Origin of the sequence: Rhizobium acaciae, assembly GCF_025941625.1 — a bacterium.
GTDB classification, from domain to species: domain Bacteria; phylum Pseudomonadota; class Alphaproteobacteria; order Rhizobiales; family Rhizobiaceae; genus Rhizobium; species Rhizobium acaciae.
The window spans coordinates 60979-84090 of record NZ_JAPCZO010000030.1; the positions used below are offsets into that span (position 1 = coordinate 60979).

At 61.9% G+C, this 23112-nt stretch carries 21 protein-coding genes and 1 riboswitch; of the genes, 4 read left to right on the plus strand and 17 right to left on the minus strand.

The genetic code is table 11. From position 1 onward, the window contains the following. Positions 1–4: 4 nt before the first annotated feature. The 6 genes from OLZ32_RS33700 to epmA all read right to left on the minus strand — a co-directional run bounded on the left by OLZ32_RS33700 (position 5) and on the right by epmA (position 5709). On the minus strand, positions 5–997 hold the full coding sequence (locus OLZ32_RS33700) for a DUF1839 family protein (protein ID WP_264424683.1): 993 nt from the start codon (positions 995–997) through the stop codon (positions 5–7). Further along, positions 988–1896 carry an amino acid--[acyl-carrier-protein] ligase gene (locus OLZ32_RS33705; protein ID WP_003543733.1) on the minus strand — a complete coding sequence of 303 codons (909 nt, stop codon included), beginning with the start codon at positions 1894–1896 and terminating at the stop codon, positions 988–990. The genes OLZ32_RS33700 and OLZ32_RS33705 overlap by 10 nt, the downstream gene beginning before the upstream one ends. A gap of 5 nt (positions 1897–1901) precedes the next feature. Beyond that, positions 1902–3083, minus strand: a complete 1182-nt coding sequence (locus OLZ32_RS33710) for an acyl-CoA dehydrogenase family protein (RefSeq protein WP_222358431.1) — start codon at positions 3081–3083, stop codon at positions 1902–1904. Further along, the gene (locus OLZ32_RS33715; protein WP_003543737.1) at positions 3083–3334 is read right to left on the minus strand and encodes an acyl carrier protein; all 252 of its coding nucleotides are present in this window, start codon (positions 3332–3334) and stop codon (positions 3083–3085) included. The genes OLZ32_RS33710 and OLZ32_RS33715 overlap by 1 nt, the downstream gene beginning before the upstream one ends. A 264-nt stretch (positions 3335–3598) precedes the next feature. Continuing rightward, positions 3599–4651 (minus strand): lysine-2,3-aminomutase-like protein, encoded by a 1053-nt coding sequence (locus tag OLZ32_RS33720; RefSeq protein ID WP_264424659.1) that lies wholly within the window; start codon positions 4649–4651, stop codon positions 3599–3601. Continuing rightward, positions 4648–5709 carry an EF-P lysine aminoacylase EpmA gene (gene epmA, locus OLZ32_RS33725; RefSeq protein ID WP_264424661.1) on the minus strand — a complete coding sequence of 354 codons (1062 nt, stop codon included), beginning with the start codon at positions 5707–5709 and terminating at the stop codon, positions 4648–4650. Before epmA ends, OLZ32_RS33720 begins: the two co-directional genes overlap by 4 nt. A gap of 148 nt (positions 5710–5857) precedes the next feature. Between epmA and efp the strand changes: the two genes are divergently transcribed. After that, positions 5858–6427: an elongation factor P gene (gene efp / locus OLZ32_RS33730; protein WP_003543742.1), complete on the plus strand. Its 570-nt coding sequence runs from the start codon at positions 5858–5860 to the stop codon at positions 6425–6427. A 121-nt stretch (positions 6428–6548) separates the two neighbouring features. Here efp and OLZ32_RS33735 read toward each other — a convergent pair whose 3' ends face one another. The 6 genes from OLZ32_RS33735 to metA form a co-directional block, all read right to left on the minus strand. After that, positions 6549–7277: an SIS domain-containing protein gene (locus tag OLZ32_RS33735; protein WP_003543744.1), complete on the minus strand. Its 729-nt coding sequence runs from the start codon at positions 7275–7277 to the stop codon at positions 6549–6551. Between the two features lie 17 nt (positions 7278–7294). Further along, positions 7295–8446 carry an N-acetylglucosamine-6-phosphate deacetylase gene (nagA, locus tag OLZ32_RS33740; RefSeq protein ID WP_264424663.1) on the minus strand — a complete coding sequence of 384 codons (1152 nt, stop codon included), beginning with the start codon at positions 8444–8446 and terminating at the stop codon, positions 7295–7297. Beyond that, on the minus strand, positions 8446–9477 hold the full coding sequence (locus OLZ32_RS33745; RefSeq protein ID WP_264424665.1) for an SIS domain-containing protein: 1032 nt from the start codon (positions 9475–9477) through the stop codon (positions 8446–8448). The genes nagA and OLZ32_RS33745 overlap by 1 nt, the downstream gene beginning before the upstream one ends. After that, positions 9474–10247: a GntR family transcriptional regulator gene (locus tag OLZ32_RS33750; RefSeq protein WP_003543751.1), complete on the minus strand. Its 774-nt coding sequence runs from the start codon at positions 10245–10247 to the stop codon at positions 9474–9476. Before OLZ32_RS33750 ends, OLZ32_RS33745 begins: the two co-directional genes overlap by 4 nt. Positions 10248–10377: 130 nt before the next feature. Further along, the gene (locus OLZ32_RS33755; RefSeq protein WP_264424666.1) at positions 10378–11400 is read right to left on the minus strand and encodes an aldose epimerase family protein; all 1023 of its coding nucleotides are present in this window, start codon (positions 11398–11400) and stop codon (positions 10378–10380) included. 226 nt (positions 11401–11626) lie between these two features. Next, positions 11627–12550 carry a homoserine O-acetyltransferase MetA gene (gene metA, locus OLZ32_RS33760; protein WP_264424667.1) on the minus strand — a complete coding sequence of 308 codons (924 nt, stop codon included), beginning with the start codon at positions 12548–12550 and terminating at the stop codon, positions 11627–11629. Between the two features lie 48 nt (positions 12551–12598). Then, positions 12599–12676: riboswitch (SAM riboswitch) on the minus strand. A 114-nt stretch (positions 12677–12790) separates the two neighbouring features. On the opposite strand from metA, the gene OLZ32_RS33765 reads away from it, so the two are divergent. Continuing rightward, positions 12791–14680: an ABC transporter ATP-binding protein/permease gene (locus OLZ32_RS33765; protein WP_264424669.1), complete on the plus strand. Its 1890-nt coding sequence runs from the start codon at positions 12791–12793 to the stop codon at positions 14678–14680. Positions 14681–14751: 71 nt separating this feature from the next. Here OLZ32_RS33765 and OLZ32_RS33770 read toward each other — a convergent pair whose 3' ends face one another. From OLZ32_RS33770 to OLZ32_RS33785, 4 genes are all read right to left on the minus strand, one after another. Further along, a complete protein-coding gene (locus tag OLZ32_RS33770; protein WP_264424671.1) occupies positions 14752–15381 on the minus strand; it encodes a hypothetical protein in 630 nt (209 codons plus the stop codon). 120 nt (positions 15382–15501) lie between these two features. Beyond that, on the minus strand, positions 15502–17319 hold the full coding sequence (locus tag OLZ32_RS33775; RefSeq protein ID WP_264424673.1) for an ABC-F family ATP-binding cassette domain-containing protein: 1818 nt from the start codon (positions 17317–17319) through the stop codon (positions 15502–15504). 3 nt (positions 17320–17322) lie between these two features. Continuing rightward, entirely contained in the window at positions 17323–17979 is a 657-nt protein-coding gene (locus OLZ32_RS33780) for a thiamine diphosphokinase (RefSeq protein WP_264424675.1), read from the minus strand. Positions 17980–18036: 57 nt separating this feature from the next. Further along, positions 18037–18564, minus strand: coding sequence for a MarR family winged helix-turn-helix transcriptional regulator (locus OLZ32_RS33785; RefSeq protein WP_027668531.1), 528 nt, complete (start codon positions 18562–18564; stop codon positions 18037–18039). Positions 18565–18680: 116 nt separating this feature from the next. On the opposite strand from OLZ32_RS33785, the gene OLZ32_RS33790 reads away from it, so the two are divergent. Next, entirely contained in the window at positions 18681–20219 is a 1539-nt protein-coding gene (locus tag OLZ32_RS33790) for an MDR family MFS transporter (protein ID WP_264424677.1), read from the plus strand. A 391-nt stretch (positions 20220–20610) separates the two neighbouring features. Further along, positions 20611–22155 carry a M48 family metalloprotease gene (locus tag OLZ32_RS33795; RefSeq protein WP_032987344.1) on the plus strand — a complete coding sequence of 515 codons (1545 nt, stop codon included), beginning with the start codon at positions 20611–20613 and terminating at the stop codon, positions 22153–22155. A 54-nt stretch (positions 22156–22209) separates the two neighbouring features. Here the strand turns inward: OLZ32_RS33795 and OLZ32_RS33800 are convergent, their stop codons facing one another. After that, on the minus strand, positions 22210–23073 hold the full coding sequence (locus OLZ32_RS33800) for an RNA polymerase factor sigma-32 (protein ID WP_012759432.1): 864 nt from the start codon (positions 23071–23073) through the stop codon (positions 22210–22212). Positions 23074–23112: the final 39 nt, after the last annotated feature.

The following is a 23112-nucleotide window of genomic DNA, read 5'->3' on the forward strand; positions in this document are numbered from 1 at the left end:
GGCCTCAGATTCGCCCCGCAAGCGACGCCATCATGGAATCCCATGCATCGGCGGCCGGATCAAGTGCTGCCTGCAACGGCTCGAACTTCCTGCGGGTGACGGCGCGGGCAAGCTGGAACTGCACCGATTTCGCCACCTCCGAAATACGCCCGGCATGCTCGGCGGCAGCCGCGAATTCACCAGGGGAAAGCCAGGTGAGGTAATCGGCCGCCAGCTCGAAATTGGCGCCCACCTGGCGAAGCGTGTTGAAGGCGTATTTGTGGAAGAAGCCGAACGGCCGTTCCGCCACCGCTTCGACCTGTTGCGGAAAGACGCTTGCAAAGGCGCGGATCGGATTTTCGCGGGGACGCCGGGCAAAATGAAAACCGGCAAGTCGCCGCGCGGTCGCGCGCAGATGCGCGTCGTCTGCCGGCCTTTCCGGGAATCGTGCAAATTCCGTATAGGGCAGGAACGGCGGGTCGTTTTCCGTCAGATGCAGCTGGAACAGCCCGTCGAAATCCTCGCCTTCGAGACGGAAATAACCGGCATTGTGGAAATAATCGACGCGCTTGGCCGCAACGTCCAGCCGATTGATCGCAACCGTCGTCTTGCCGTGCTCCTGCCGGTAGGCGGTGCCGCGGGTATCCGGCATGTAGAAGGAATCCATTTCGATCAGGCAGAGACGGGCCCGCGCGATCTGAACCTCGACATGGCGTTCGACGTGGTCGTAGATGGCAAGCTCGGTCGCACGAATGCCGTAGAGCGCTTCGAGATCCTCGAGCGGCACTTTGAAGAAAGTGAACTGGTCGCCCTCGAAATCCTGCGTCAGGGTAAAACCCAGCATCGCCTCCGGCGCAACGCCTGATGTCGCCAGAACCTCGATCCAGAGATCGACATAACAATTGGTTTCAGGCCAGGCGCGCTCGCCGGAATGCAGCGCATGCGCCCGGTAGGTTTCCGGGTCGATTCCCGAAAATACCCCCGAAAATGCCGATGTCATCGATTTGCTCAGCCCCACAGCGCTTTCCGGACGCTGGCCGGCCATTGCTTCACATCGAGTCCGTGATGATGGAAGAGGGCAAGGGCGATGCGCTCCAGTCCGAAGCCGACACAGGCGGTGTGCGCGACACTGCCGTCTTCGAGATTGAGACCCCATTTCGTGCCGAAGGCATCCTGATGGTAGTTGAAGCTCATGCAGGCGGTCGGGTTGGCAGCCGAGGTGATCGGGATCAGCAGCTCGAACTTCAGGTTCTGGTCGCGCTGATTATTGGCGAGCATCTTGCCGGCGCGGCCGAAGAACGGGTCATTGGCGACGTCGATCGTCACCTCGAGGCCGACGGCCTTCATCATCTCGACGCCGCGATCCATCCAGCGCTGGCGGAAGTCGGTAACGTGCAGCTCGGTGCCCATGCACACATATTCACGCATGCGGAACAGCTGCTGGCGGGCAGGGTCTTTCGACGGCTCATGGCGGAAGCAATAGGATTGCAGGTCGAAGAGTCCGCCGGTCTTCGGCAGGTTGCCGCGCTTGGCGATCGTCGGATAGAGCGGATAGCAGGCAGCCGGCGTCAGCACGATGTCGGTCGCCTCCTGTCCCTTGGTCCAGTCTTCGCCGACTTCCATGCATTGCAGCAGGCTGATATGATCGAGCTCGCTGCCGCAGAAGCTGTGCACCGTGCCGGCGAGCTGCGGAAAGCTCTTCATGTAGCCGCTCTTTTCGAAGAAGGCGCGGTTCATGCCGGGCGGAAAGCGCATGGCTTCGGCACCATCGGCGCCGCCGAACGTGTCGATCAGGCGCTCGAAGGCAGCGATCACGTCTTCGAACTGGCCGCTGCGGCCGTAGAGCCCGTCGATGCCGGTATCGATCAGCAGACCGGATTCGAAAAGCCGGTCCAGAAACGAGGTCTGCATATCCATGACTGTTACCCCAGTAGGCTAGTGTCCTGCTTATGGACAAGAAGCATGCTCGACGTGTTGCCGAGGATGCGGTCATTCGAAATCATGAGCTGTGCGGAATGCGCGTCGCGCAGATGGCGTCCGAGGCTGAAGGGCGTACCGTTCTTGTAGCCCATGATGCCGCAGATCAGCATGGCATGGTTGACGATCTCCAGGATCATCTCGGACGAGGCGATCTTGACGTTGTTCATTGCCACCGCAAATCCCATCGAAGACAGCCTGTCGGCATCGGCCTTGGCATCCTCATAGGCCTTGAGGCCGGCAACCACGTTGGATTTCACCATCTGCAGCAGGTTCGAAACCTCGGCGAGGCGCAGCGCGCCCGGCGGCTGGGCATCCGGCGCCTTGCGGGCTGCGGCACGCACGAAAGCCTGGGCGCGCACAACGGCGTCGACGGCGATGCCGTACCAGACGCCGCTCCATAAGAGGTGCGAGGAGGCAAGCATGGACTGCGCCGCGATCTCCGCGAAAGGCTTCGGCAGGATCTGGCAAGCCGGCGCTTCGCCCTTGAACAGGAAGCCGTCGGAGCAAGTGCCGCGCATGCCGAGCGTATTCCAGACATGCGTTTTCTCGAGCGTGTACTGGTCCTTGAGGAAGGCCGTCAGCACCTGATCGGAGGAAGCCGCCTGCGCGTGGGCACGCGAGGTGATAAGGATGGCGTCGGCGTGCGAGCCATAAGAAATGACAGTCGCATCCTTTTCGAGGCGGCACGTGTCGCCATCGACCTCGACCGCGCAGATGCTGTTGCGCAGATTTCCGCCGATACCGCCTTCGGTGGTGGCGGATGCGATCAGTAGCTGGTCGGCAGCGATGCGGCGCATGAAACCGCGATGCCATTCGCTGTCGACGCCATGTTCAACGAGGCTCGACAGCTTGATGTGGTGCATGGCGAAGACCATGGCGCTTGCGGCGCAGGCCTGGCCGAGCATCGAGCACAATTCGGCGATCTCGGTGATCGAGGCGGATTCGCCGCCGAGATGGCGCGGCACCTGGATGCCGAGCAGCCTTTCGGCCTTCATCGCATCGACGGCTTCCCGAGGGAAGCGGGCTTCGGCATCAACGGTATCCGCGTATTTCGCCGCGATTTCGGCGACACGGGCCACCCTTGTGACAAGACCGTCCTGCATGATCTTGACGGGGAAATTCATCAGGCGACCTTCCGGCTGTCCCGGATGAGATCGACGGTCCTGGCGATCGCCGAGATGCTCGCGAAGGATTTGCGGTTCAGGAGATTGTCGGGAAATTCGATGTCGAAGGCCTCTTCAAGGCCAAGCATCAACTGCACAGAAGCAAAGGACGTCAAACCTGCCGCATAAAGATCGGCGTCGTCGGCGACCTGGTCGATCGACCCAGGAAGCTTGCCGAATTTGGCTACGAGGTCGCGGATTGCCTTATTCATCCCATCACTCCAAGATTCTCATGATCCCGAACCGGCGTTCATCGCCTTGTCATGAGCGTTCTTTTAGTGCGGAAAACAGAACATTCCGCTAATTTATTGAGTTAAATATGACTGAGGCTCATAGTTAGGATTTTAGCGATCATTCCCGTACCGTCGTAAACAACCACCTTATATCAATGACTTAAGGTAATTTCGATACTGCGACACACTCTGGTTTGTGCCGTGGAGAGTACAGAAATGACACGCAAAACGCCGCGTTTTGTCTCAATCGGCCGGCGGATAAGAATGCTCGTTGCCGCGATAATCGGTGACGGAATAACATCCGTCGCCTGTCGCCCGGATCGCGCTCCCACTGATGACCGCCTTGCCGTGACCGCCTGGGATATCGAGGATATAGGCCGGCTGGCAGAGACCGGAAATCCGCCCGCGCAGCGCCGCGACGATCTCCCGCCCCTCCTCGATCGTCACTCTGAAATGACTGGTGCCGGGCGCCAGATCCGGATGATGGAGGTAATAGGGTTTGACGCGGATTTCGACGAAGGCCTTCATCAGCTTCGCCAGCACGTCGGGATCGTCGTTGACACCCTTGAGCAGCACCGACTGGCTGACCATGGCGATGCCGGCATCGACGAGGCGGCCGCAGGCGGCCCGCGCTTCCGTCGTCAGTTCTCTCACATGATTGGCGTGCAGCGCCACATACACCGTCTTGCCGCTCGCCTTCAGTGCGGCGATCAGCGCCGCATCGATCTTCTCGGGGTCGACGACCGGAACACGGGTGTGGAACCTGATGATCTTCACATGCTCGATGCCGGCAAGCGCCTCCATGATCTCGCCGAGCCGCCGCGGAGAAAGCACTAGTGGATCGCCGCCGGTGAGGATGACCTCCCAGATCTCCTCATGACCGCGGATATAATCGAAAGCGGCCTGCATCGCCGCCGCATCGAGCGTGCCGAGGCCCTGTGGCCCCACCATTTCGCGCCGGAAACAGAAGCGGCAATAGACCGGGCAGACATGCACGGCCTTGAGCAAGACACGATCGGGATAACGGTGAACGATGCCTTCGACGGGGCTGTGGGCATGATCGCCGATCGGATCGGCGCGTTCTTCCGGGGCGATCGTAAGCTCGGCTGCATCAGGCACGAATTGCCGAGCGATCGGATCATCGGGATCGGCTCGATCAATGAGCTTGCTGATCGCAGGCGTCAGCGCAACCGCGTAACGCGCCGCCACCTCCTTGAGCGCTATACGATCGGCAGGCGCGACCAGCCCCGCCTTCACAAGATCGTCGACGCTCTTGATCGGCTTGACGACATTCATCTTCCATACTCCGCCACCGGCGCCCAGAGCACCTGGTCGATGCGCGATGCTCCCGTCGCCAGCATCACCAGCCGGTCGAAGCCAAGCGCGATACCGCTTGCCTCAGGCATCAGCGACAGCGCGGCGAGGAAATCCTCGTCGATCGGATAGGTCTCGCCGTAGACCCGCGCCTTCTCGGCCATCTCGATCTCGAACCGCCGCCGTTGTTCGGCGGCATTGGTGAGTTCGCCGAAGCCATTGGCAAGTTCGACGCCGCAGGCATAAAGCTCGAAGCGCTCGGCAACGCGTGGGTCGCGTGCCGAGGGACGCGCAAGCGCCGCCTCGGAAACCGGATATTCGTCGAGGATGGTGATGCGGCCGAAACCGAGATGCGGCTCGATCTTTTCGACCAGCACCCGGCTGAAGAGATCGGCCCAGCCGTCGTCATCGGCAACACGCATGCCGACGCGTTTCATCTCGGCGGCCAGATGGTCGCGATCGGTCGAACCGTCGGCGGCAACGGAGGCGAGAAGATCGATGCCGGCATGACGCTCGAACGCTTCGGCAACGCTGATCCGCTCCGGCCCGGCGAAGGGATCGCTCTCGGCGCCGCGATAGGCAAGCTTCCCGGTCTTTACCGTCTCAGTCGCCAGCGCCAGGATCCGCACGCAATCCATCATCAGGCTCTCGTAGCTTTCACCGGCCCGATACCATTCGAGCATGGTGAACTCCGGATGATGCAGCGGCCCGCGCTCGCGGTTGCGATAGACATGGGCAAAACACGAGATGCGCTCCTCGCCCGCCGCAAGCAGCTTCTTGCAGGCAAATTCCGGCGAGGTGTGCAGGTAGAACGGCGCCTTTTGCCCATCCGTCGTCAGCGCTTCCGTCGCGAAGGCATGTAGATGCGCCTCGTTGCCGGGGGAGACCTGCAGCACCGCGGTATCCACCTCGATGAAATCCTCGCGCGTGAAAAACCCGCGCAACGCCGCCTGGATCGCATTACGTCCGATCAGGAACGGCCGGCGGTCGGCATGCACGGAAGGAGTCCACCAGGGGGACGCTTTCGCCGAAGAGTTCATTCCAAGCTTTCTTCGCCGGAGAAGCCGGTATGGGGGGTGGCTATTTCCCGGATTTTAGGTTAGTTGCGCCCCAAAGAAAAACATTTGCGTCTTCAGAGCGTCTCGACAGTCATCTACGACGCCGAAAGCCGAGTTACAAGGAAGTCTTATGGTCAAGGTCATCGCCTCTTCGGTCCGCAAGGGCAACGTTCTCGATGTCGACGGCAAGCTCTACGTCGTTCTCACCGCCCAGAACTTTCATCCGGGCAAGGGCACGCCGGTCACCCAGGTCGACATGCGCCGCATCGTCGACGGCGTGAAGGTTTCCGAGCGTTGGCGCACCACCGAACAGGTCGAGCGCGCCTTCGTCGAAGACGTCTCCTTCCAGTTTCTCTATGAAGACGGCGAAGGTTTCCACTTCATGAACCCGGCGAGCTACGATCAGGTCGTCGTCGATGTCGACACGATGGGTGACGACAAGGCTTATCTGCAGGAAGGCATGTCCTGCATCCTCTCGATGCATGAAGGTATTGCGCTGGCGCTCCAACTGCCGCGCCACGTCACGCTCGAAATCATGGAGACGGAACCGGTCGTCAAGGGCCAGACGGCATCGTCCTCCTACAAGCCGGCGATTTTGTCGAACGGCGTGCGCGCCATGGTGCCGCCGCACATCAATGCCGGCACCCGCGTCGTCATCGCCACGGAAGACAATTCCTACGTCGAACGCGCCAAGGACTGATCCTGGTTTCAGCCTATCGAAGAGGCCGGCTCACGCCGGCCTTTTTTGTATCCGCCGTCTCAACTAAATAATCAGAGCATGATGTCGTCCGAAAACCGCACACACTTTTGCGCGACATGCTTTAGAGATGCGGGTTGCGCGGACGGTATTTCTTGACGAGCTTCTGGTTGATCTCGGCAGCACCCGGCATGTTGGCGCTGAGATAAATTGGCGCATCGCCGGATTTCGAAAGCTCCGAGGCGACTTCGGCGAAGATCGCATTGATGACCGTCACCCCGACCGCCGTCGAGACTGGCCCAACCCGAAGCCCCGTGCCTTCGAGATCGACAACGGCGTCACCCGGTGGCAGCCCGTTGTCGAGCACCACATCGGCCACATCGGCGAGCCGCCGGCGGCCATTGGCGATCGCTGAGGAATAGGCGATCGACGTGATGGCAATCACCTTTGCGCCGATTTCCCGCGCATAGTCGGCGGCCTCGATCGGCGCGGCGTTCACGCCCGAATTGGAGGCGATGATGATGACATCGCCCGGCTGCATGCCATAACGCTCCAGCATCGGCCGCACCAGGCCCTGCGTGCGCTCATAAACCGAACTGATGACCGCGCCCTCATGCAGCATGGCCGAGCCGACGAGTACCGGCACGGTGAAGGCGAGCCCGCCGGCACGATAGTGCACCTCTTCCGCCAGCATATGCGAATGGCCGGTGCCGAAAACATAGACGCGCTTGTCGCCGCGGGCCGCATCGAGGATGACGGCAGCTGCCTGCGCCATCGGCTCGGCAAGCGTCTGCTTGAGTTCTTCCAGCCGGCCGATCAGATTGGAGAAGTAGGCATCGGTGATATCAGTCATCCGGCTTATCCTTGATTTCAGGTCGCTTCGCCGCTGAGCCAGGTGGCGGTGACGGCGAGCGCATCGGTGAGATGCACGAGATCGGCACGCGCGCCCGGAGAGAGATGGCCGCGATCGCCAAGCCGGAGGAACCGGGCCGGATAAAGGGTCGCCATACGCAAAGCCTCGGCGAGCGTCAGGTCGAGATAGGTGACGCCGTAACGGATCGTCGAGATCATGTCGACATCGGAACCGGCCAGCGTACCGTCGGACAACACCAGCTTCGAGCAGAAGCCGCCCCTTTCGCGCCGGACGGTGCGCCCGTTCAGCGTGAACGAATCCTTCTCCGACCCGACGAGCGACATCGCGTCGGTGACGAAAAACAGCTTGCCTTCGCCGCGTTTGGCGCGCAGCGCCGTGCGCAGGGCCTTCGGATCGACATGATGGCCGTCGGCGATAATGCCGCACCAGGTCGAGGGATGATCGATTGCCGCGCCGACGAGACCCGGCGCCCGGTGTCCCAACTGGCTCATGGCGTTGAAGAGATGCGTGACGCCCCGCGCGCCGGCATCGAAACGTTCTTCCGCCGCCTCGTTCGAACAATCGGAATGGCCGATGCTGACGGTGACGCCGGCTTCCGCAAGCTCGCGCACCTGGGCAACCGTCACCTGCTCGGCGGCCATGGTGACGAGCAGCGTACCGATCGCCTCGCGCGCCCGGATGAAAGCCTTGACATCGCGGCCCTCCACCGGCCGCATCAGTTCGGCCAGATGCGCGCCCTTGCGCGCAGGCGCCAGATGCGGGCCTTCGAGATGCAGGCCGGCGACGCCGCGGTTCGCTTTCACCGCCTCCTTGGCCGCCTCGATGGCGGCAATGGAGGCCTCTGATGTATCGGTGATCAGCGTCGGCAGCAGCGACGTCGTGCCATAGGGTCGGTGCCCGCCAGCGATAATGTCCATCGAGGCAACGGAAGGCTCGTCGTTCAGCATCCGCCCGGCACCGCCATTGACCTGCGCATCGATGAAACCGGCCGACAGAACACCGCCGGCAAGCGTCACTACCTCGCCGTCCGGCAGATCATTTCTGGCAGCGATCGCTTCGATGCGGCCGCCGGCAACGATGAGGGCTTTGTCGTCATGGAAGCGCTCGCCGTCGAAAATGCGGCCGCCGAGGAAGATCTTTCGGGCCATCAGACCGTCTCCGTCACCTTGAGCAGGTTTGCCGGCTTGTCGGGATCGAAGCCCTTGCGGCGCGTCACCGACTCGATCAGCCGGTAATAGACAAGCAGCGACACCAGCGGATCGACGAGGCCGTTGCCCGTCGTCGGTACGCGCAGATGGACGCCGGAAAGCGGCTGCGTCGAGAAGCCGACGGTGGTGGCGCCGAGTTTCTGCAGGCGTTCCAGCGCCTGCACATTGTTGGCGAAGGCCGCATCGTCAGGCGCAAAGGCGACGATCGGGAAGCCCGGCTGCACCAGGCGCATCGGGCCATGCATCAGTTCCGCCAGCGAAAAGGCCTCGGCATGCAGGCCGGAGGTCTCCTTGGCCTTCAGCGCCGCTTCGAGCGCGATCGCGAAGGCTGGGCCGCGGCCGGCCGTATAAAGCGAGGTCGCGTTGAACAACACCTCCTCGGCTGCCGCCGTGTCGATCCCGGCGGTTTTCGACAGTGCCTCCGGCAGCTTGCCGAGCGCAGCAGCCAGCTCGGACGCGCCGCCGATCGCAGCCGTCACGCCGGCAAGGGCGGCGACCGAGGCGATGAAGGATTTCGTCGCCGCGACGCTCCTTTCCGCGCCGGCATTGAGGCCGAGAACGATATCGGCCTGTTTCGCAAGCGGGCTGTCGGTGACGTTCACGACGGCGATTGTCGTCGCTCCGCCCTTCTTCGCCGCGTCCTGCAGCGCGACGATGTCGGGGCTGGCACCCGACTGCGAGACGGTGAAATGGACACCGCCCTTCAGATGCAGCGCCGCGCCATAGACCGAAGCGATCGACGGGCCGACCGAGGCGACCGGCACGCCGCAGGTGATCTCGAACAGATATTTGAAAAAGGTGGCGGCGTGGTCCGAGGAGCCGCGCGCCGCCGTCGTCACCACGCTCGGGCGGGCGGACGAAAACAGCCGGGCGATCTCGGCAAAGACCGGTTTTTCCTTTTCGAGCAGCGTGGCCACCACCTCTGGCGATTGGCCGGCTTCCTGCAGCATCAGTGACTGGTTGTCATTCATAGGTCATCTCCGATTCTCAATTCGGCAACGAAATCATAGGCATCGCCGCGATAATGCGAGCGGGTGTATTCGACGACGCGTTGGTCTTCCAGGCGCGACACACGTTCGATCAGAAGCGCCGGCGCGCCTGATTTGACATTCAGGATCGCCGCGGAGGACGGATCGAGCGTGACCGCCGTCAGCCGCTGCAGCGCGCGCACGGGCCTGTGGCCGCTGGCAGTCAGCGCATCGTAGAGCGATCCCTCGCCGCCGGCATCGTGCCCCAGGAACTTGATCGGCACCACGGCGCGTTCGATCGCCAGCGGCAGGCCGTCGGCAAGGCGCAAGCGGTCGAGTCTCAGCACCGGCTCGTCGCCGCCGAGGCCGAGCAGGAAGGATTCCTCCGGCGACGGCGTATTGACCGCCCGCGACAATATCCGTGCGGCCGGCAGACGCCCGCGCGAGCGCATGTCGGCGGAGAAGGAGGAAAGCCGCCAGAGCGACTGTTCCATGCGTTCCACCCTGCTCGATACGAAAGTACCGCTTCCGTGGCGCGATTCCAGTGCGCCGGATGCCATAAGATCGCGATAGGCGGTGCGCACGGTGACACGGCCGAGCTTCAGAGCCTCGGCAAGGTCGCGCTCGCCCGGCAGCGCGGTGCCGGGCTTCAGCAGCCCTTCCTGAATGAGGCCGGTCAGCGTCTGCGCCAGCCGCTTGTAGAGCGGCCCGGTCAGCGCCTCGTCACGCAGGCCGCGGCTGTTCAGTTCCGCTATCAGACTGGTTCTATCCATCGGCGCACAATAGAACCTATATAGAACCATTCGGCAAGACGGAATCGAGCGCGGAACGAAAAAACCCTCGCCGGCGAACCGGCAAGGGTTTCATAGCGCCCAAATTTGACAGCCGTGCGCTGGAGGGTGCTCAGTTCTTGGTGAAGATATAATCCGTCTCCTGGCGCAGCACTTCGCCGGGGCGCAGGACCGCATTCGGAAAACCTTGGTGATTGATGGCATCCGGCCAGACCTGCGTCTCCAGGCAGAAGCCGGCGAATGGGCCGTATTTGCGCCCGCCGATGCCGGGCGCCCCGACATCGAGCTTGAAGCCGGCATAGAATTGCACGCCTGGCTCCGTGCTGCGCACTTCCAGCGACACACCGGAATACAGGCTGCGGGCAAGCGCGACGCTCCGCTTGGCGGTACGCTCGCCCGACAGGCAGAAATTATGGTCGTAAAACGCTTGTTCACTGCCGACGAAACGCTTCATCGGCGCCATCTCGCGGAAATCGAATTCCGTGCCCTCGACGGGACGGATCTCACCGGTCGGCACCTGCTTCTCATCGGTCGGCAGATAGTGATCGGCGGCAATCATGATGTCATGGCCAAGCGCATCTTCGCGGCCGTCGAGGTTGAAATAGGCGTGCTGGCAGACATTGGCGAGCGTCGGCTGGTCGCTGGTCGATTCGTAGGTGATCGACAGTTCACCATTACCATGCACCCAGAAAGTCGCCTGGATGGTGCAATTGCCGGGATAGCCGGCGCGGCCATCGGGATCGACGATCTTCAGCACCACGCGGTCGACGTCATGCTCGACGATCGTCCAATTGCGTTTGGCGATATTGTCGCTGCCGCCATGCAGATGCGTGACGCCGTTTTCATTCGGCTCGAGCTGATAGTCCTTGCCATCAAGCGTGAACCTGCCGCCGCCGACGCGGTTGGCGCAGCGGCCGGGCGTCGCGCCGAAGTAGGACGAATAAAGGAGATAGCTGTCGAAATCGTCGAAGCCGAGCTGCAGCGGCGCATCATGTCCCTCGAGACGCAGATCCTGGATGACCGCGCCCCAGCTGATGATCTTGGCCGTCAGCCCGCCGCCCTTGATCACGACGCGATAGACGGTCTCGCCCGTCTGCGTCTGCCCGAAAACGTCCCGCTCCAACTTATCCGACATGATCGACCGTCCATTCTGTCCCTGCTGAAAATTCCTCAATTCGGAATCGATTTGAGGAATTTGCAGCGATTGAAAGTGTGCATTGCACGTCCGACGAAGACGCGCGGTGTGGTAGGCTTCCGGGCAGGAACCTGCCCGGATTTGCTTCGATCCGCAACCGGCGGATCAGAAAGAAAAGCCGCAGCAGTGATGCGGCGGCATCGGCTCGCGGGTTGATCGGCAACGGTCAGAGATCGGTACCGATCTCTTCCACATCAAAGGGCGTCGTCTGGTAGATTTCGTTGATCCAGTTGCCGAACAAAAGATGCGCATGGCTGCGCCAGCGGTTCTGCGGCGCAAGCGCCGGATCGTTATGCGGGAAGTAATTGTGCGGCATCTTGATCGGCACCCCGGCATTGACGTCGCGGAAATACTCGTCGGAAAGCGAGGTGGAATCATATTCGACATGGTTGAACATGTAGAGCCGCCGGCCTCTCTTCTCGTGCACGAGGCAGACGCCCATTTCGGCTGATTCCATCAGGATCTCCAGGCTTTCGGACTTCTCGATATCGGCGCGGCGCACTTCGGTCCAGCGCGACACCGGCACTTCGAAATTGTCGGAAAAGCCGTTGAGATAGATCGAGGAAGGTTTCAGGTTCCGGTGGCGGTAGACGCCGAAGGCCTTCTCTTTCAGCTCGTATTTCGGAACGCCGTGAAAATGATAGACCGCCGCCATCGCGCCCCAGCAGACGTTCATCGTCGAATGGACATTCGTTTCCGTCCAGTCGAGAATCTCCTGCATCTCCGGCCAATAGGTGACGTCCTCATAGGGCAAAAGCTCGATCGGCGCCCCGGTGATGATGAAACCGTCGAACTTGCGGTGCTTTACCTCTTCCCAAGTCTGGTAGAAGGCAAGCAGATGATCCTCGGACGTATTCTTCGCCTTGTGGCCGCCGATACGGACAAGCGACAGCTCCACCTGCAGCGGCGAGGCGCCGACGAGACGGGCCATCTGCAGTTCGGTCTTGATCTTGTTCGGCATGAGATTGAGCAGCCCGATCTGCAACGGTCGGATATCCTGACGGATCGCCAACGTCTCGGTCATCACCCGCACACCCTCCTGAACCAGGGTTTCGAAGGCGGGCAGCGTATCGGGGATCTTGATGGGCATTGCGGTCACTCGATCAAAAACAAAAAACCGGCGGCGACAAAAATCGCTACCGGTCCGCACGCGGCCCTTTAGCGACTTTTTTAACGTGGCTGCAAGCCGGCCGGCCAAATCACCACGGAGGCCTTAATTAGACCCAGTCGGATTGCGAATCAACTGGCGAATACATGCAGGAGAGACTCATGCAAGCATCATCACACTTTAATGACTGATAGAATCTGTTGATAGACCGGTAACGCCACCATGTTATTTATAAGGGTATGGGCGATTTGGAAAAGCGTAATGGCAGATAAAATCGAGGGGAGGCCGGGCATCCGAAGGCAGGATAGGGTAGGGTATGATTTAAGCCTGACATATCGCCTCGGCGTCATGTTCTCAGCATTCTGGAATTCGGAAGTGCGTGGCAAGGTGCTGTTTCTGGCGACCGTGCTGATCCTCGTCATCCTGGCGACATCCTACGGCCAGGTCATCCTGAACGAGTGGAATGCTCCTTTCTACGACTCGCTGGAGCGCCGCGACCTCGGCGAATTCTTCCACCAGCTCGAAATCTTCGCGATGATCGCCGGCACGCTGCTGCTGCTCAACGTGCTGCAGGCCTGGCTGAACCAGATGACGGCGCTCTATATGCGCGAAGGCTTGTCACGCGATCTGGTTGACCAGTGGCTGAAGCGCAAGCGGGCGCTGCGGCTTGCCTCCAGCGGCCTGATCGGCGTCAATCCGGACCAGCGCCTGCACGAAGATTCCCGCAACCTCGCCGAAAGCACGACGGGATTGGTTCTCGGCCTGCTGCAGTCGACCATTCTTCTGGTGAGCTTCATCGGCGTGCTCTGGGAACTTTCCAGCGGCTTCATCTTCCGCATCAGCGGCCATAGCTTCTCCATTCCAGGCTACATGGTCTGGGCGGCGATTTTTTATGCCGCTTCCGCCTCGGTGCTGAGCCAGGTCGTCGGTCGGAAGCTGGTGAAGCTCAATGCCGACCGTTTTTCGAAAGAGGCCGAGCTTCGCTTCACGCTGATGCATGCCAATGAGAACATGCCGGCAATTACGGTTGCCCGCGGCGAGGAGAACGAACGCCGGCGCATCAACACCGACATCAGCTCGGTCCTGACAGTCGTCAAGCGGCTTGCCATGGCCAATACCAATCTCACCTGGGTTTCGGCCGGCTATGGCTGGCTGGTGATCGTCATTCCGATCATCGTTGCCGCCCCCGCCTATTTCTCCGGCGGACTCACCCTCGGCCAGCTGATGATGTCCGTCGGTGCCTTCAACCAGGTCAACACGGCGCTGCGCTGGTATGTGTCCAATTTCGGCCCGATCGCCGAATGGCGCGCCACGCTGATGCGCGTCACCGATTTCCGCCAGGCGCTGGTCGAGATGGAAGAGGACTTCGACCTGAAGGACAGCATCGCCTATGAAAACGCCGCGCCCGATACGCTGACGCTGAAGGACGTGCTGATCGTCGCCAAGATCGGCGAAGACATCGAGGAATGCGGCGGTTTCCGTCTGCGTGAAACCAATGTCGTGATCAAAGCCGGCGAAAAAATCATGATCAACGGCGATCACAGCGTCAATCGCAAGCTGCTTTTCCAGGCGATGGCCGGCCTCTGGCCGTGCGGCAGCGGCACGATAGGCCTGCCGCCGATCGACGACATGCTCTTCGTTCCCCAGCTCGCCTATGTCCCCGGTGGCTCACTGCGCGAGGCGCTGGCCTTTCCCGAACGTCCCGAAGCCTACGAGAAAGCCGACGTCGAGGCGGCCCTCGACAAGGTTGGTCTCCATTCGCTGATCGCAAGGCTCGAAACCCGCGCCCGCTGGGACAAGCTGCTCGACAGCGACCAGCAGAAAGCGATCGGATTTGCCCGGCTGCTTCTCGTGCGCCCGCGCTGGATCATCTTCGACGAAGTGCTGGAAGGCATGGAGCCAGAATTGCAGGAAACAATGGCCAAACTGCTCACCTCGATGCCCGAAAGCGGCATGATCTATATCGGCCGCTCCGAGGCCTATCTCGAGGCGCTGAGGCCGCGCGTGCTGCATCTGCAGGCGCTGCCGTCAGCATCCGAGGAGCCGCCTGCCGTCCAGACCGGCGCCAGCGCCAGTGCGGGCGCTGCCGCCGTGCCCGCGCCGGCGCTTTAATGCATGCCGTCCAAAAGTGTGGAGCGGTTTTGGGATGACGGCATGCATAAGACGAGGATTTGAGCCGCTGGTCACATCGGCGGTATGACGCCGTTGAGGCCGACGGCGATCTGGCTGGCCGAGATGCTGCCGTCCGCTGCCTTCTCGCCGGTGACGACGACGCCGGCGCCGGGCTTCAAATCATCCTTGGTCGCAGGCGCCAACGTCACGATCGGCGTGCCATCGGCAATCGAGATGGTCTTTTCCTTGCCCTGATAGGTCAGCGTGATCGTGTGGCCGTCGACGGATTTGACCGCGTTGCTGACAGTCGCGTTGGTCATCTGGCTGTTCGGCTGCGCATCCCAGGGACGGTTGCCCTCACCGGTTCCCTTCATCGACGCCGGAAAGATCAGCACCTCGATCGCCCCGTCCGGGCCCGTGCCCTTCGGAAGCGAAGCGACGCCGACGAAATCGCCGGGTTTGATATCCTCGACCGAAGCTTTTTTGATACCGCCGACCTTCCAGCCGGCTTTCAGCGCGACCGTCGCATCGCTGCCCTCCCGCGTCTTGACGACGAGCGTATCGCCGCTGAGGCTTTCGATTGCGCCGCGAACACGAATGCGCTGGGCATCTTGCGCCTGTGCGGCTTGCGACAGGGCAAGCGCGACGAGGCTGCCGGCAGTAAGTGCTGTGAGAAAACGGGAATGAGGCTTGCGAGACATATGACTTTTCCTTGTCGCCATTGCGATCGGCAATATCCCCGGCTGCCGGACGGCACCTTATGCCGCAGGACGACACACTGACGAATCAAGGAAAAGTGAGCCTTCAGGTCTGAGAAAATCTCAGCCTTCCAGCTCTTCCCGCAGCATTTCGAGCTCCAGCCACTCCTCTTCCATGTCGGTCAGGCTGGCGCGCAGTTTTTCCATCTCGCCGGCAAGCCGGTTGAAGGTTGCGGGATCGCGCGTGAAAAGATTGGGATCTGCCATCACCTGTTCGCGCTTGGCGATTTCGGCTTCGGCCTTCGCCATTTCCTTTGGCAGGTTTTCCAGTGCGAATTTCTGCTTGAAGGAGAGCTTGACCTTCGAGCTGCCTGAAGCTGTTGCTTGCTGCGTCTTCGGCTTCTCCGCCGCCTTCTCGGCCCTCTTACGCTCCTCGAGCGCGCCCTTGCGCTGTACAAGCATGTCCGAGTAGCCGCCGGCATATTCGATCCAGCGACCATCAGGCGCATCCGGCACGGCCGGTGCGATCGTTGAGGTCACGGTGCGGTCGAGGAAATCGCGGTCGTGGCTGACGAGAATGACGGTGCCGGGAAAACCGGCGACAATCTCCTGCAGGAGATCGAGCGTTTCGATATCGAGATCGTTGGTCGGCTCGTCGAGGATCAAGAGGTTCGTCGGGCGCGAAAGGATGCGCGCCAGCATCAGCCGGGCGCGTTCGCCGCCGGAGAGGCTTCTGATCGGCGTCCGCGCCTGTTCCGGCTGGAACAGAAATTCCTTCATGTAGCCGGTGACATGGCGCTGCTCGCCGTTGACGAGCAGGTTTTCGCCGCGCCCATCCGTCAGATAGTTGGCAAGCGTATCCTCGGGATCGAGATCCTCGCGTTTCTGGTCGAGCGTCGCGATCTCCAGATTGGTGCCGAGCTTGACGATGCCGCTATCGGGTGAAAGCTGCCCGGTCAGCATCTTCAGCAGCGTCGTCTTGCCGGCGCCGTTCGGCCCCACCAGACCAATGCAGTCGCCGCGATGCACGCGGATCGAAAACGGCGTGACGATTGCCCGCTCGCCGAAGCTCTTGGTGATCTTGTCGGCCTCGATCACCAGCTTGCCGGATTCCTGCGCGTCCGAAACCGTCGCCTGCACCGTGCCCTGCGGCCCCTTGTGGCCGCGATAGTTCGAGCGCATCGTCTGCAGCTCGCCGAGACGGCGCATGTTACGCTTGCGCCGCGCCGTGACGCCGTAGCGCAGCCAATGCTCCTCGCGCTCGATCGACTTGCCGAGCTTGTGCTGCTCCAGCTCCTCGGCCTCCAGCACCTGGTCGCGCCAGGCTTCGAAATGCGCAAAGCCTCTGTCGAGCCGGCGCGAGGTGCCGCGGTCGAGCCAGACGGTTGCCGTCGAGACCTTTTCGAGGAAACGCCGGTCGTGCGAAATCAGCACCAAGGCGCTGCGCGTCTTTTGCAGCTCGCCTTCCAGCCATTCGATGGTCGGCAGGTCGAGATGGTTGGTCGGTTCGTCGAGCAGAAGAATGTCCGGCTCCGGTGCCATAACCCGAGCAAGGGCTGCGCGCCGCGATTCGCCACCGGACAGCATTCTGGGGTCTTCATCGCCGCTCAGTCCGAGATGCGACAGCAGATAGGTGACACGATAGGGGTCATCACCTGGCCCGAGGCCGGCCTCGGCATAGGCCTGGACCGTGTTGAAGCCGGCAAAATCCGGCGCCTGTTCGAGATAACGCACCGTCGAGGACGGATGGCGGAAGACCTCGCCGGACTGCGCCTCGACCAGGCCGGCGGCAATCTTCAGCAGCGTCGATTTTCCCGAGCCGTTGCGCCCGACGAGACAGATTTTGTCACCGGGCTCGATCTGCAGGCCAGCACCCGCCAGAAGCGGTGCACCGCCAAAGCTCAGGAAGATATCGTCGAGTTTCAGAATGGGAGGGGCCAAAAATCAGACTCCGGTAAGATCATAAGGCCGGGCGAGCACGAACGCTCGGCCACTGCGGAGCGAAAAGCGAACCTTGCCTTCCGCGACGTTGGAAATGGTGCGCGACGAGCCGAAGGGCAGATGGAAATCTGCCAGCGGATAACGCGCATTCTCGATGGAAAGCCCTCTCAGCTCGCTGAATCCGGGCACGGAAAACAGGCTGCCTTTGGGAAGGTCCAGTTCGACCGTACCGGCAACCAGCGGCACGGCCTCTTCCTTGCCCGAGGTCAGCAGCAGGTCGAAACCCTCTTCCGCCAGGCTGACGGCCGACAGCAGATGCTGAAGCGCGTGGTCGGAACGTTCACCGCCGAGCGCACCGGCCAGGATCAGCCGCCGCGCGCCCCGCGCGATTGCCTCCGCCACGGCGATTTCACCGTCCGTGGCCGCCTTCGCTGCCGGATAGGGCTGTTTCGGCACATCGGGAAATGCATCCTCGAGATCGGCCGGCGTCGAATCGAAATCGCCGACCCAGAGTTCCGGCGTAATGCCGAGTGCTGCCGCATGCCGCATGCCGCCATCGGCCGCAATAAAGCGGCTGTCTTCGATGGCATCGCGCAGGCGCTCCGTCAGGCTGAGTTCGCCGCCAAGGAGAATGGTGAAGGTGGATTGGCTCATGGGCATTGCCCTTAGCGCAAACGAGGGGTCGAGGGGAAGGGCCGGCGAACGCCAGCGTCTGCCTCAGCCCGGCGTATCCTTGTCGCGCGACAGGAAAACCGCCTCGTAGCCGCCGATGAAGCGCTCGAAAAGCGCTGCGAAACGCTCGACATCCTCCTGCGGCCAGTCGGAAACGATCTCGGAAATGATCGCAAGCTTCTGCGCGACGATCTCGGCAAGCAAGTCCTGGCCGACCTCGGTCATGACGACGACGATCCGCCGCGCATCGGCCTGCGAGGCCTCGCGGCGCAATACGTTGCGCCCGACCATGTCGGCCACCACCCGGCTTGCCCGTGACGGATCGATGCGCAGCATCTCCGCGATCATCCCGACCGTGACCTCGCCGGCAGGCTGCGCCCTGCGCACGGCATCGAGCACGTCGAGATGCGAAAGCTCGAGGCCCGGTGCTGCACTCTGGATCGCCAGCCGGCCGATCAGCCGCCGGCCGGTCATCAGCCGCATGCGCGCCATGCTCCGGCCGATACGCGGTACGTTTTCACGATCCGGCTCGGCCGGCTCCACAGAAGGGGTCTTGGTCAGAACGTCGCTCATTACAGGACCATAACAGAGCCGATTCAAAATTTGAATATGCCGATGTCATTAATATGCCATTGACAACTATATGCTGTTAGCACATAAAAGCACGTCAACCCGGAACGATGCCTCCCATGGACATGCAACTCGCGTCTGCGCCGCTCGTGACGGATCCTCGTCGCCGGCTTATCCTCTTCTTCTTCCTGATGACCGCCATGTTCATGGCGACGCTCGATAATCAGATCGTCTCCACGGCGCTGCCGACGATCGTTGGCGAATTCGGCCATCTCGAGCGCTTCGGCTGGATCGGCTCGGCCTATCTCCTGTCGCTCAGCGCCGTCATGCCGGTCTACGGCAAGCTCGGCGATCTGTTCGGCCGCAAATACGTGATGATGACCGCGATCATGATCTTCACCGTCGGATCGACAGTCTGCGGGCTGGCGGTCTCGATGGACACGCTGATCGCCGCCCGCGTGCTGCAGGGCCTTGGCGGCGGCGGCATCATGGTATCGATCTTTGCCGTCAATGCCGACCTGTTCGAGCCGCGCGAGCGGGCGCGCTACCAAAGCTATTCCAGCCTCGTGCTGATGGCATCGGGCGCGATCGGCCCTGTGCTCGGCGGCACGATGAGCGATCTCTTCGGCTGGCGCTCGATTTTCCTCGTCAACGTGCCGATCGGCTTCATCGTGCTCACCGGCCTTGCCTTCATGCTGCCGTACCGCAAACCCCATCGCCGCCCCAAGATCGATTATGCCGGTGCGCTCCTGCTTGCAATGACGACGACAAGCATCGTGCTTGCCACCGACAGCAGCGAACTGTTCGGCGCATTGATCTCGCCTGAGAGTATCGGCATCGTCGCCTTCGGCGTCGTCTGTGCCGTCACCTGGGTGTTCGTCGAGCGCCGCGCGCCCGAACCGATCGTTCCCCTGCAGCTGTTTCGCAATTCGACCTTCAGCCTGCTCCTGGTGATCTCGATCATGGGCGGCGCCATCGCCATCGGCATGGTCAACTATCTCGCTCTCTTCCTTCAGACCACGACCGGCCTTTCGCCGTCGGCCGCCGGCCTGTTCTTCATCCTTCTGACCGGCGGCCTCGTCTGCGGGTCGCTTTCCGCAGGCCGCATCATCTCGAAGACGGGGCGCTACAAGCCCTTCGCCATCGCAAGCCTCACCTGCAGCGCCATCGCCTTTGCGCTGATGTCGCAGATCCACGCCGGAACGCCGATCGCCTTCATCGGCGCGGTCATGATGCTGCACGGCATCGGCATTGGCCTTGCCCAGCAGGTTCCCATCATCGGCGTACAGAATGCAGCACCCGCCCGCGACGTCGGCGCCGCCACCGGCTCGGTGACGCTGTCGCGCATGGGCGGCGCCTCGATCGCCATCTCCATCTATGGCGCCATCATCGCCTCTGAGCTCGGCAAGGTCGGCGTCTCCATTCCCGGCGTCGCCGATATCAAGCAGCTGACGCCGAAAATGATAGCCGCTCTTCCCGAAGCGAGCCGCCAGGCCGTCGCCGATACCTATGCCGCCGCTTTCTCGCCGCTCTTCATGACTTCCTGCGCCATTGCGCTGATCGGCCTTGCCGCCGCCATCATGCTGAAACCCGTACAACTGCCCCGCGCCGGCGAGACGACGAAGCCGCAACCGGCGACGGCGGAAGCCGCCGAATAGTCGAATCGTTACCTGCGAGAGAATGCTTCATCAGGAGGCGTTCCCTCTCGATGCCTGTATCAAGGGTTGCAATTTGCTCGCAGGACTGTCGCTATCGAGCCGGTTGCTTCAATCGGGCCGTTCTTTTTCCGTGCCGCCGTCGAATCTCGGCTTTGTGACGGAACTTTCGCCATAATTTCATCCGAGCGAAAGGAAGCCTTAGTGCCTGAGGCTTGCTAAAATGCAACGGCGCCACATTTAAACAGAGTCTCGCTATGCAACCGATGCGTAAATCAGCTACAGCAACAACTTGTATCGGCCGATTGTGCAGCGCGAGATCAGGGGTGCGCACCTGTTGAGTTCCCCTTGCCACGGTCGGTCCGAATCTGCGGCAAACCGGCAAAACAGCGACATGATGCGGAGAATCAGACTGGACAGCTTGACGACGTGGAAATCGCCCGCGCTTTCCAGTGATGCCATCTCCGCACCGCGGCGCTTCGCGCGTCGCATGATGCTGCTTTCGGCCCTCGCAATGGCGCTGAATGGCTGTCAATCGCTGATCGACCAATCCTATCAGCCCAGTGTTTCGCCTTCATCCAATCCGCAGATCGTCGATGAGGTGCAGAAGAACGATCCGCGCGCGGCGATGGGCGCTCGTGAGCATCCGCGCATCGTGGCTAGCTACGGCGGCGAATACAAGGACGCCAAAACCGAACGCCTCGTCGCCCGCATCGCCGGCGCGCTGACGGCGGTGTCGGAAAATCCGAGCCAGTCCTACCGCATCACCATCCTGAATTCGCCGGCGATCAACGCCTTCGCGCTGCCGGGCGGTTATCTCTACGTCACCCGCGGCCTGCTCGCCCTTGCCAACGACGCCTCGGAAGTCGCCGCCGTGCTGTCGCATGAAATGGGCCACGTGACGGCAAACCACGGCATCGAGCGGCAGAAGCGCGAAGAGGCCGAGGTCATCGCCAGCCGCGTCGTCGCCGAGGTCCTCTCCAGCGACATCGCCGGCAAGCAGGCGCTTGCCCGCGGCAAGCTGCGGCTCGCCGCCTTCTCCCGCCAGCAGGAGCTGCAGGCCGACGTCATCGGCGTACGTATGCTCGGCGAAGCCGGCTACGACCCCTATGCCGCCGCCCGGTTCCTCGATTCGATGGCCGCTTACAGTCGGTTCATGTCGGTTGATCCCGAAGCCGATCAGAGCCTCGACTTCCTGTCGAGCCATCCGAATTCGGCCCAGCGCATCGAACTTGCCCGCACCCACGCCCGCGCCTTCGGCCAGGAAGGCTCCGTCGGCGACAAGGGTCGCAATTATTATCTCGACGGCATAGACGGACTGCTCTACGGCGACAGCCCGGAAGAAGGCTATGTGCGCGGCCAGACCTTCCTGCATGGCGGTCTCGGCATCCGTTTCGACGTGCCGCCGGATTTCCATATCGACAACAAGGTCGAAGCGGTGATGGCCACCGGCCCGAACGACATCGCCGTCCGCTTCGATGGCGTCGCCGACAATCAGAACCAGAGCCTCACCAACTATATATCCAGCGGCTGGGTGACTGGCCTCGACCCGTCGACCATCCAGCCGGTCACCATCAACGGCATGGAAGCAGCTACCGCGCGCGCCAGCGCCGACCGCTGGGATTTCGATGTGACCGTGATCCGCAACAATTCGCAGATCTTCCGTTTCCTGACCGCCGTGCCGAAAGGCAGCGGCGCCCTTGAGCCAACGGCGAATGTGCTGCGCGCGAGTTTCCGCCGCATGACGCCGGCAGAGGCGGCCTCGCTGAAGCCGCTGCGCATCCGTGTCGTCGCCGTCCGGCCGGGTGAAAATATCTCGACACTCGCCGCCCGCATGATGGGCACAGACCGCAAGCTCGATCTCTTCAAGCTCATCAACGCCCTGCCCACGGGTGCAGCCGTTGCAACAGGCGATCGCGTCAAGATCATCGCCGAATAAAAAAAGCCCGGCTTGCGCCGGGCCAGTCTGTGCTGCTGGAGAGGGGAATGAATTTTAGGCGTAGGCGGCCATGTGCGGGTCGGCGCTGACGAGGGCGCTGCGAAGCTTCTCCATCGCCCGGCTTTCGATCTGACGCACGCGCTCCTTGGAGATGCCGAGATCGGCACCCAGCTCTTCGAGCGTGGCGCCGTCTTCCGCCAGGCGCCGTGCGCTGATGATCTTCATCTCGCGTTCGTTGAGGTGCTTCAGCGCCGAGGCCAGCCAGACGCGACGGCGCTCGCCGTCGATCATGTTGGAAACCTGCTCATCCGGCAGAGGATCGTCGCTGACGAGGAAGTCCATCTTCTCCGCGCTCTCGGCATCGCCGGAGACCGAAGGCGCCTGTAGCGAGGCGTCATTGCCGGAAAGCCTGGCATCCATCGTCTGCACATCCGAGAGGCTGACGCCGAGGGCCGCGGCGATTTCCTGGTGAATGGATTGCAGCGTCAGCTGCGTGTCACCCTTGGCGAGCTTGGCGCGCAGACGGCGCAGATTGAAGAACAGCGCCTTCTGCGCCGAACTGGTGCCGCCACGCACGATCGACCAGTTGCGCAGGATATAATCCTGGATCGACGCCCTGATCCACCAGCTTGCATAGGTTGAAAAGCGCACGTCGCGTTCCGGCTCGAAGCGGGCGGCGGCCTCGAGCAGACCGACATAGCCCTCCTGCACCAGATCGCTCATCGGCAGGCCGAAATTGCGGAACTTGCCGGCCATGGATATGACGAGGCGCATATGGGCCATCGCGATCTGGTTGCGCGCGCCGCGGTCGTCGTGATCCTTCCAACGGGTGGCGAGATCGTGCTCTTCCTGGCGGGCGAGATAAGGCGCGGCCATCGCGATTTTGATCATGCGCCGATCTGCAGACATGTTCTTCATTTCGATCTCCCGAAACAGGCCTCTCGCCCTGAAATGAAC

Excerpts from the sequence above, each read along its gene's own strand:
- OLZ32_RS33705 (WP_003543733.1), bottom strand. The coding sequence starts at position 1,896 with ATGGATATGCAGACCTCGTTTCTGGACCGGCTTTTCGAATCCGGTCTG.
- OLZ32_RS33710 (WP_222358431.1), bottom strand. The coding sequence starts at position 3,083 with ATGAATTTCCCCGTCAAGATCATGCAGGACGGTCTTGTCACAAGGGTG.
- OLZ32_RS33715 (WP_003543737.1), bottom strand. The coding sequence starts at position 3,334 with ATGAATAAGGCAATCCGCGACCTCGTAGCCAAATTCGGCAAGCTTCCT.
- OLZ32_RS33720 (WP_264424659.1), bottom strand. The coding sequence starts at position 4,651 with ATGAATGTCGTCAAGCCGATCAAGAGCGTCGACGATCTTGTGAAGGCG.
- epmA (WP_264424661.1), bottom strand. The coding sequence starts at position 5,709 with ATGAACTCTTCGGCGAAAGCGTCCCCCTGGTGGACTCCTTCCGTGCAT.
- efp (WP_003543742.1), top strand. The coding sequence starts at position 5,858 with ATGGTCAAGGTCATCGCCTCTTCGGTCCGCAAGGGCAACGTTCTCGAT.
- OLZ32_RS33735 (WP_003543744.1), bottom strand. The coding sequence starts at position 7,277 with ATGACTGATATCACCGATGCCTACTTCTCCAATCTGATCGGCCGGCTG.
- nagA (WP_264424663.1), bottom strand. The coding sequence starts at position 8,446 with ATGGCCCGAAAGATCTTCCTCGGCGGCCGCATTTTCGACGGCGAGCGC.
- OLZ32_RS33745 (WP_264424665.1), bottom strand. The coding sequence starts at position 9,477 with ATGAATGACAACCAGTCACTGATGCTGCAGGAAGCCGGCCAATCGCCA.
- OLZ32_RS33750 (WP_003543751.1), bottom strand. The coding sequence starts at position 10,247 with ATGGATAGAACCAGTCTGATAGCGGAACTGAACAGCCGCGGCCTGCGT.
- OLZ32_RS33755 (WP_264424666.1), bottom strand. The coding sequence starts at position 11,400 with ATGTCGGATAAGTTGGAGCGGGACGTTTTCGGGCAGACGCAGACGGGC.
- metA (WP_264424667.1), bottom strand. The coding sequence starts at position 12,550 with ATGCCCATCAAGATCCCCGATACGCTGCCCGCCTTCGAAACCCTGGTT.
- OLZ32_RS33765 (WP_264424669.1), top strand. The coding sequence starts at position 12,791 with ATGTTATTTATAAGGGTATGGGCGATTTGGAAAAGCGTAATGGCAGAT.
- OLZ32_RS33770 (WP_264424671.1), bottom strand. The coding sequence starts at position 15,381 with ATGTCTCGCAAGCCTCATTCCCGTTTTCTCACAGCACTTACTGCCGGC.
- OLZ32_RS33780 (WP_264424675.1), bottom strand. The coding sequence starts at position 17,979 with ATGCCCATGAGCCAATCCACCTTCACCATTCTCCTTGGCGGCGAACTC.
- OLZ32_RS33785 (WP_027668531.1), bottom strand. The coding sequence starts at position 18,564 with ATGAGCGACGTTCTGACCAAGACCCCTTCTGTGGAGCCGGCCGAGCCG.
- OLZ32_RS33790 (WP_264424677.1), top strand. The coding sequence starts at position 18,681 with ATGGACATGCAACTCGCGTCTGCGCCGCTCGTGACGGATCCTCGTCGC.
- OLZ32_RS33795 (WP_032987344.1), top strand. The coding sequence starts at position 20,611 with ATGATGCGGAGAATCAGACTGGACAGCTTGACGACGTGGAAATCGCCC.
- OLZ32_RS33800 (WP_012759432.1), bottom strand. The coding sequence starts at position 23,073 with ATGAAGAACATGTCTGCAGATCGGCGCATGATCAAAATCGCGATGGCC.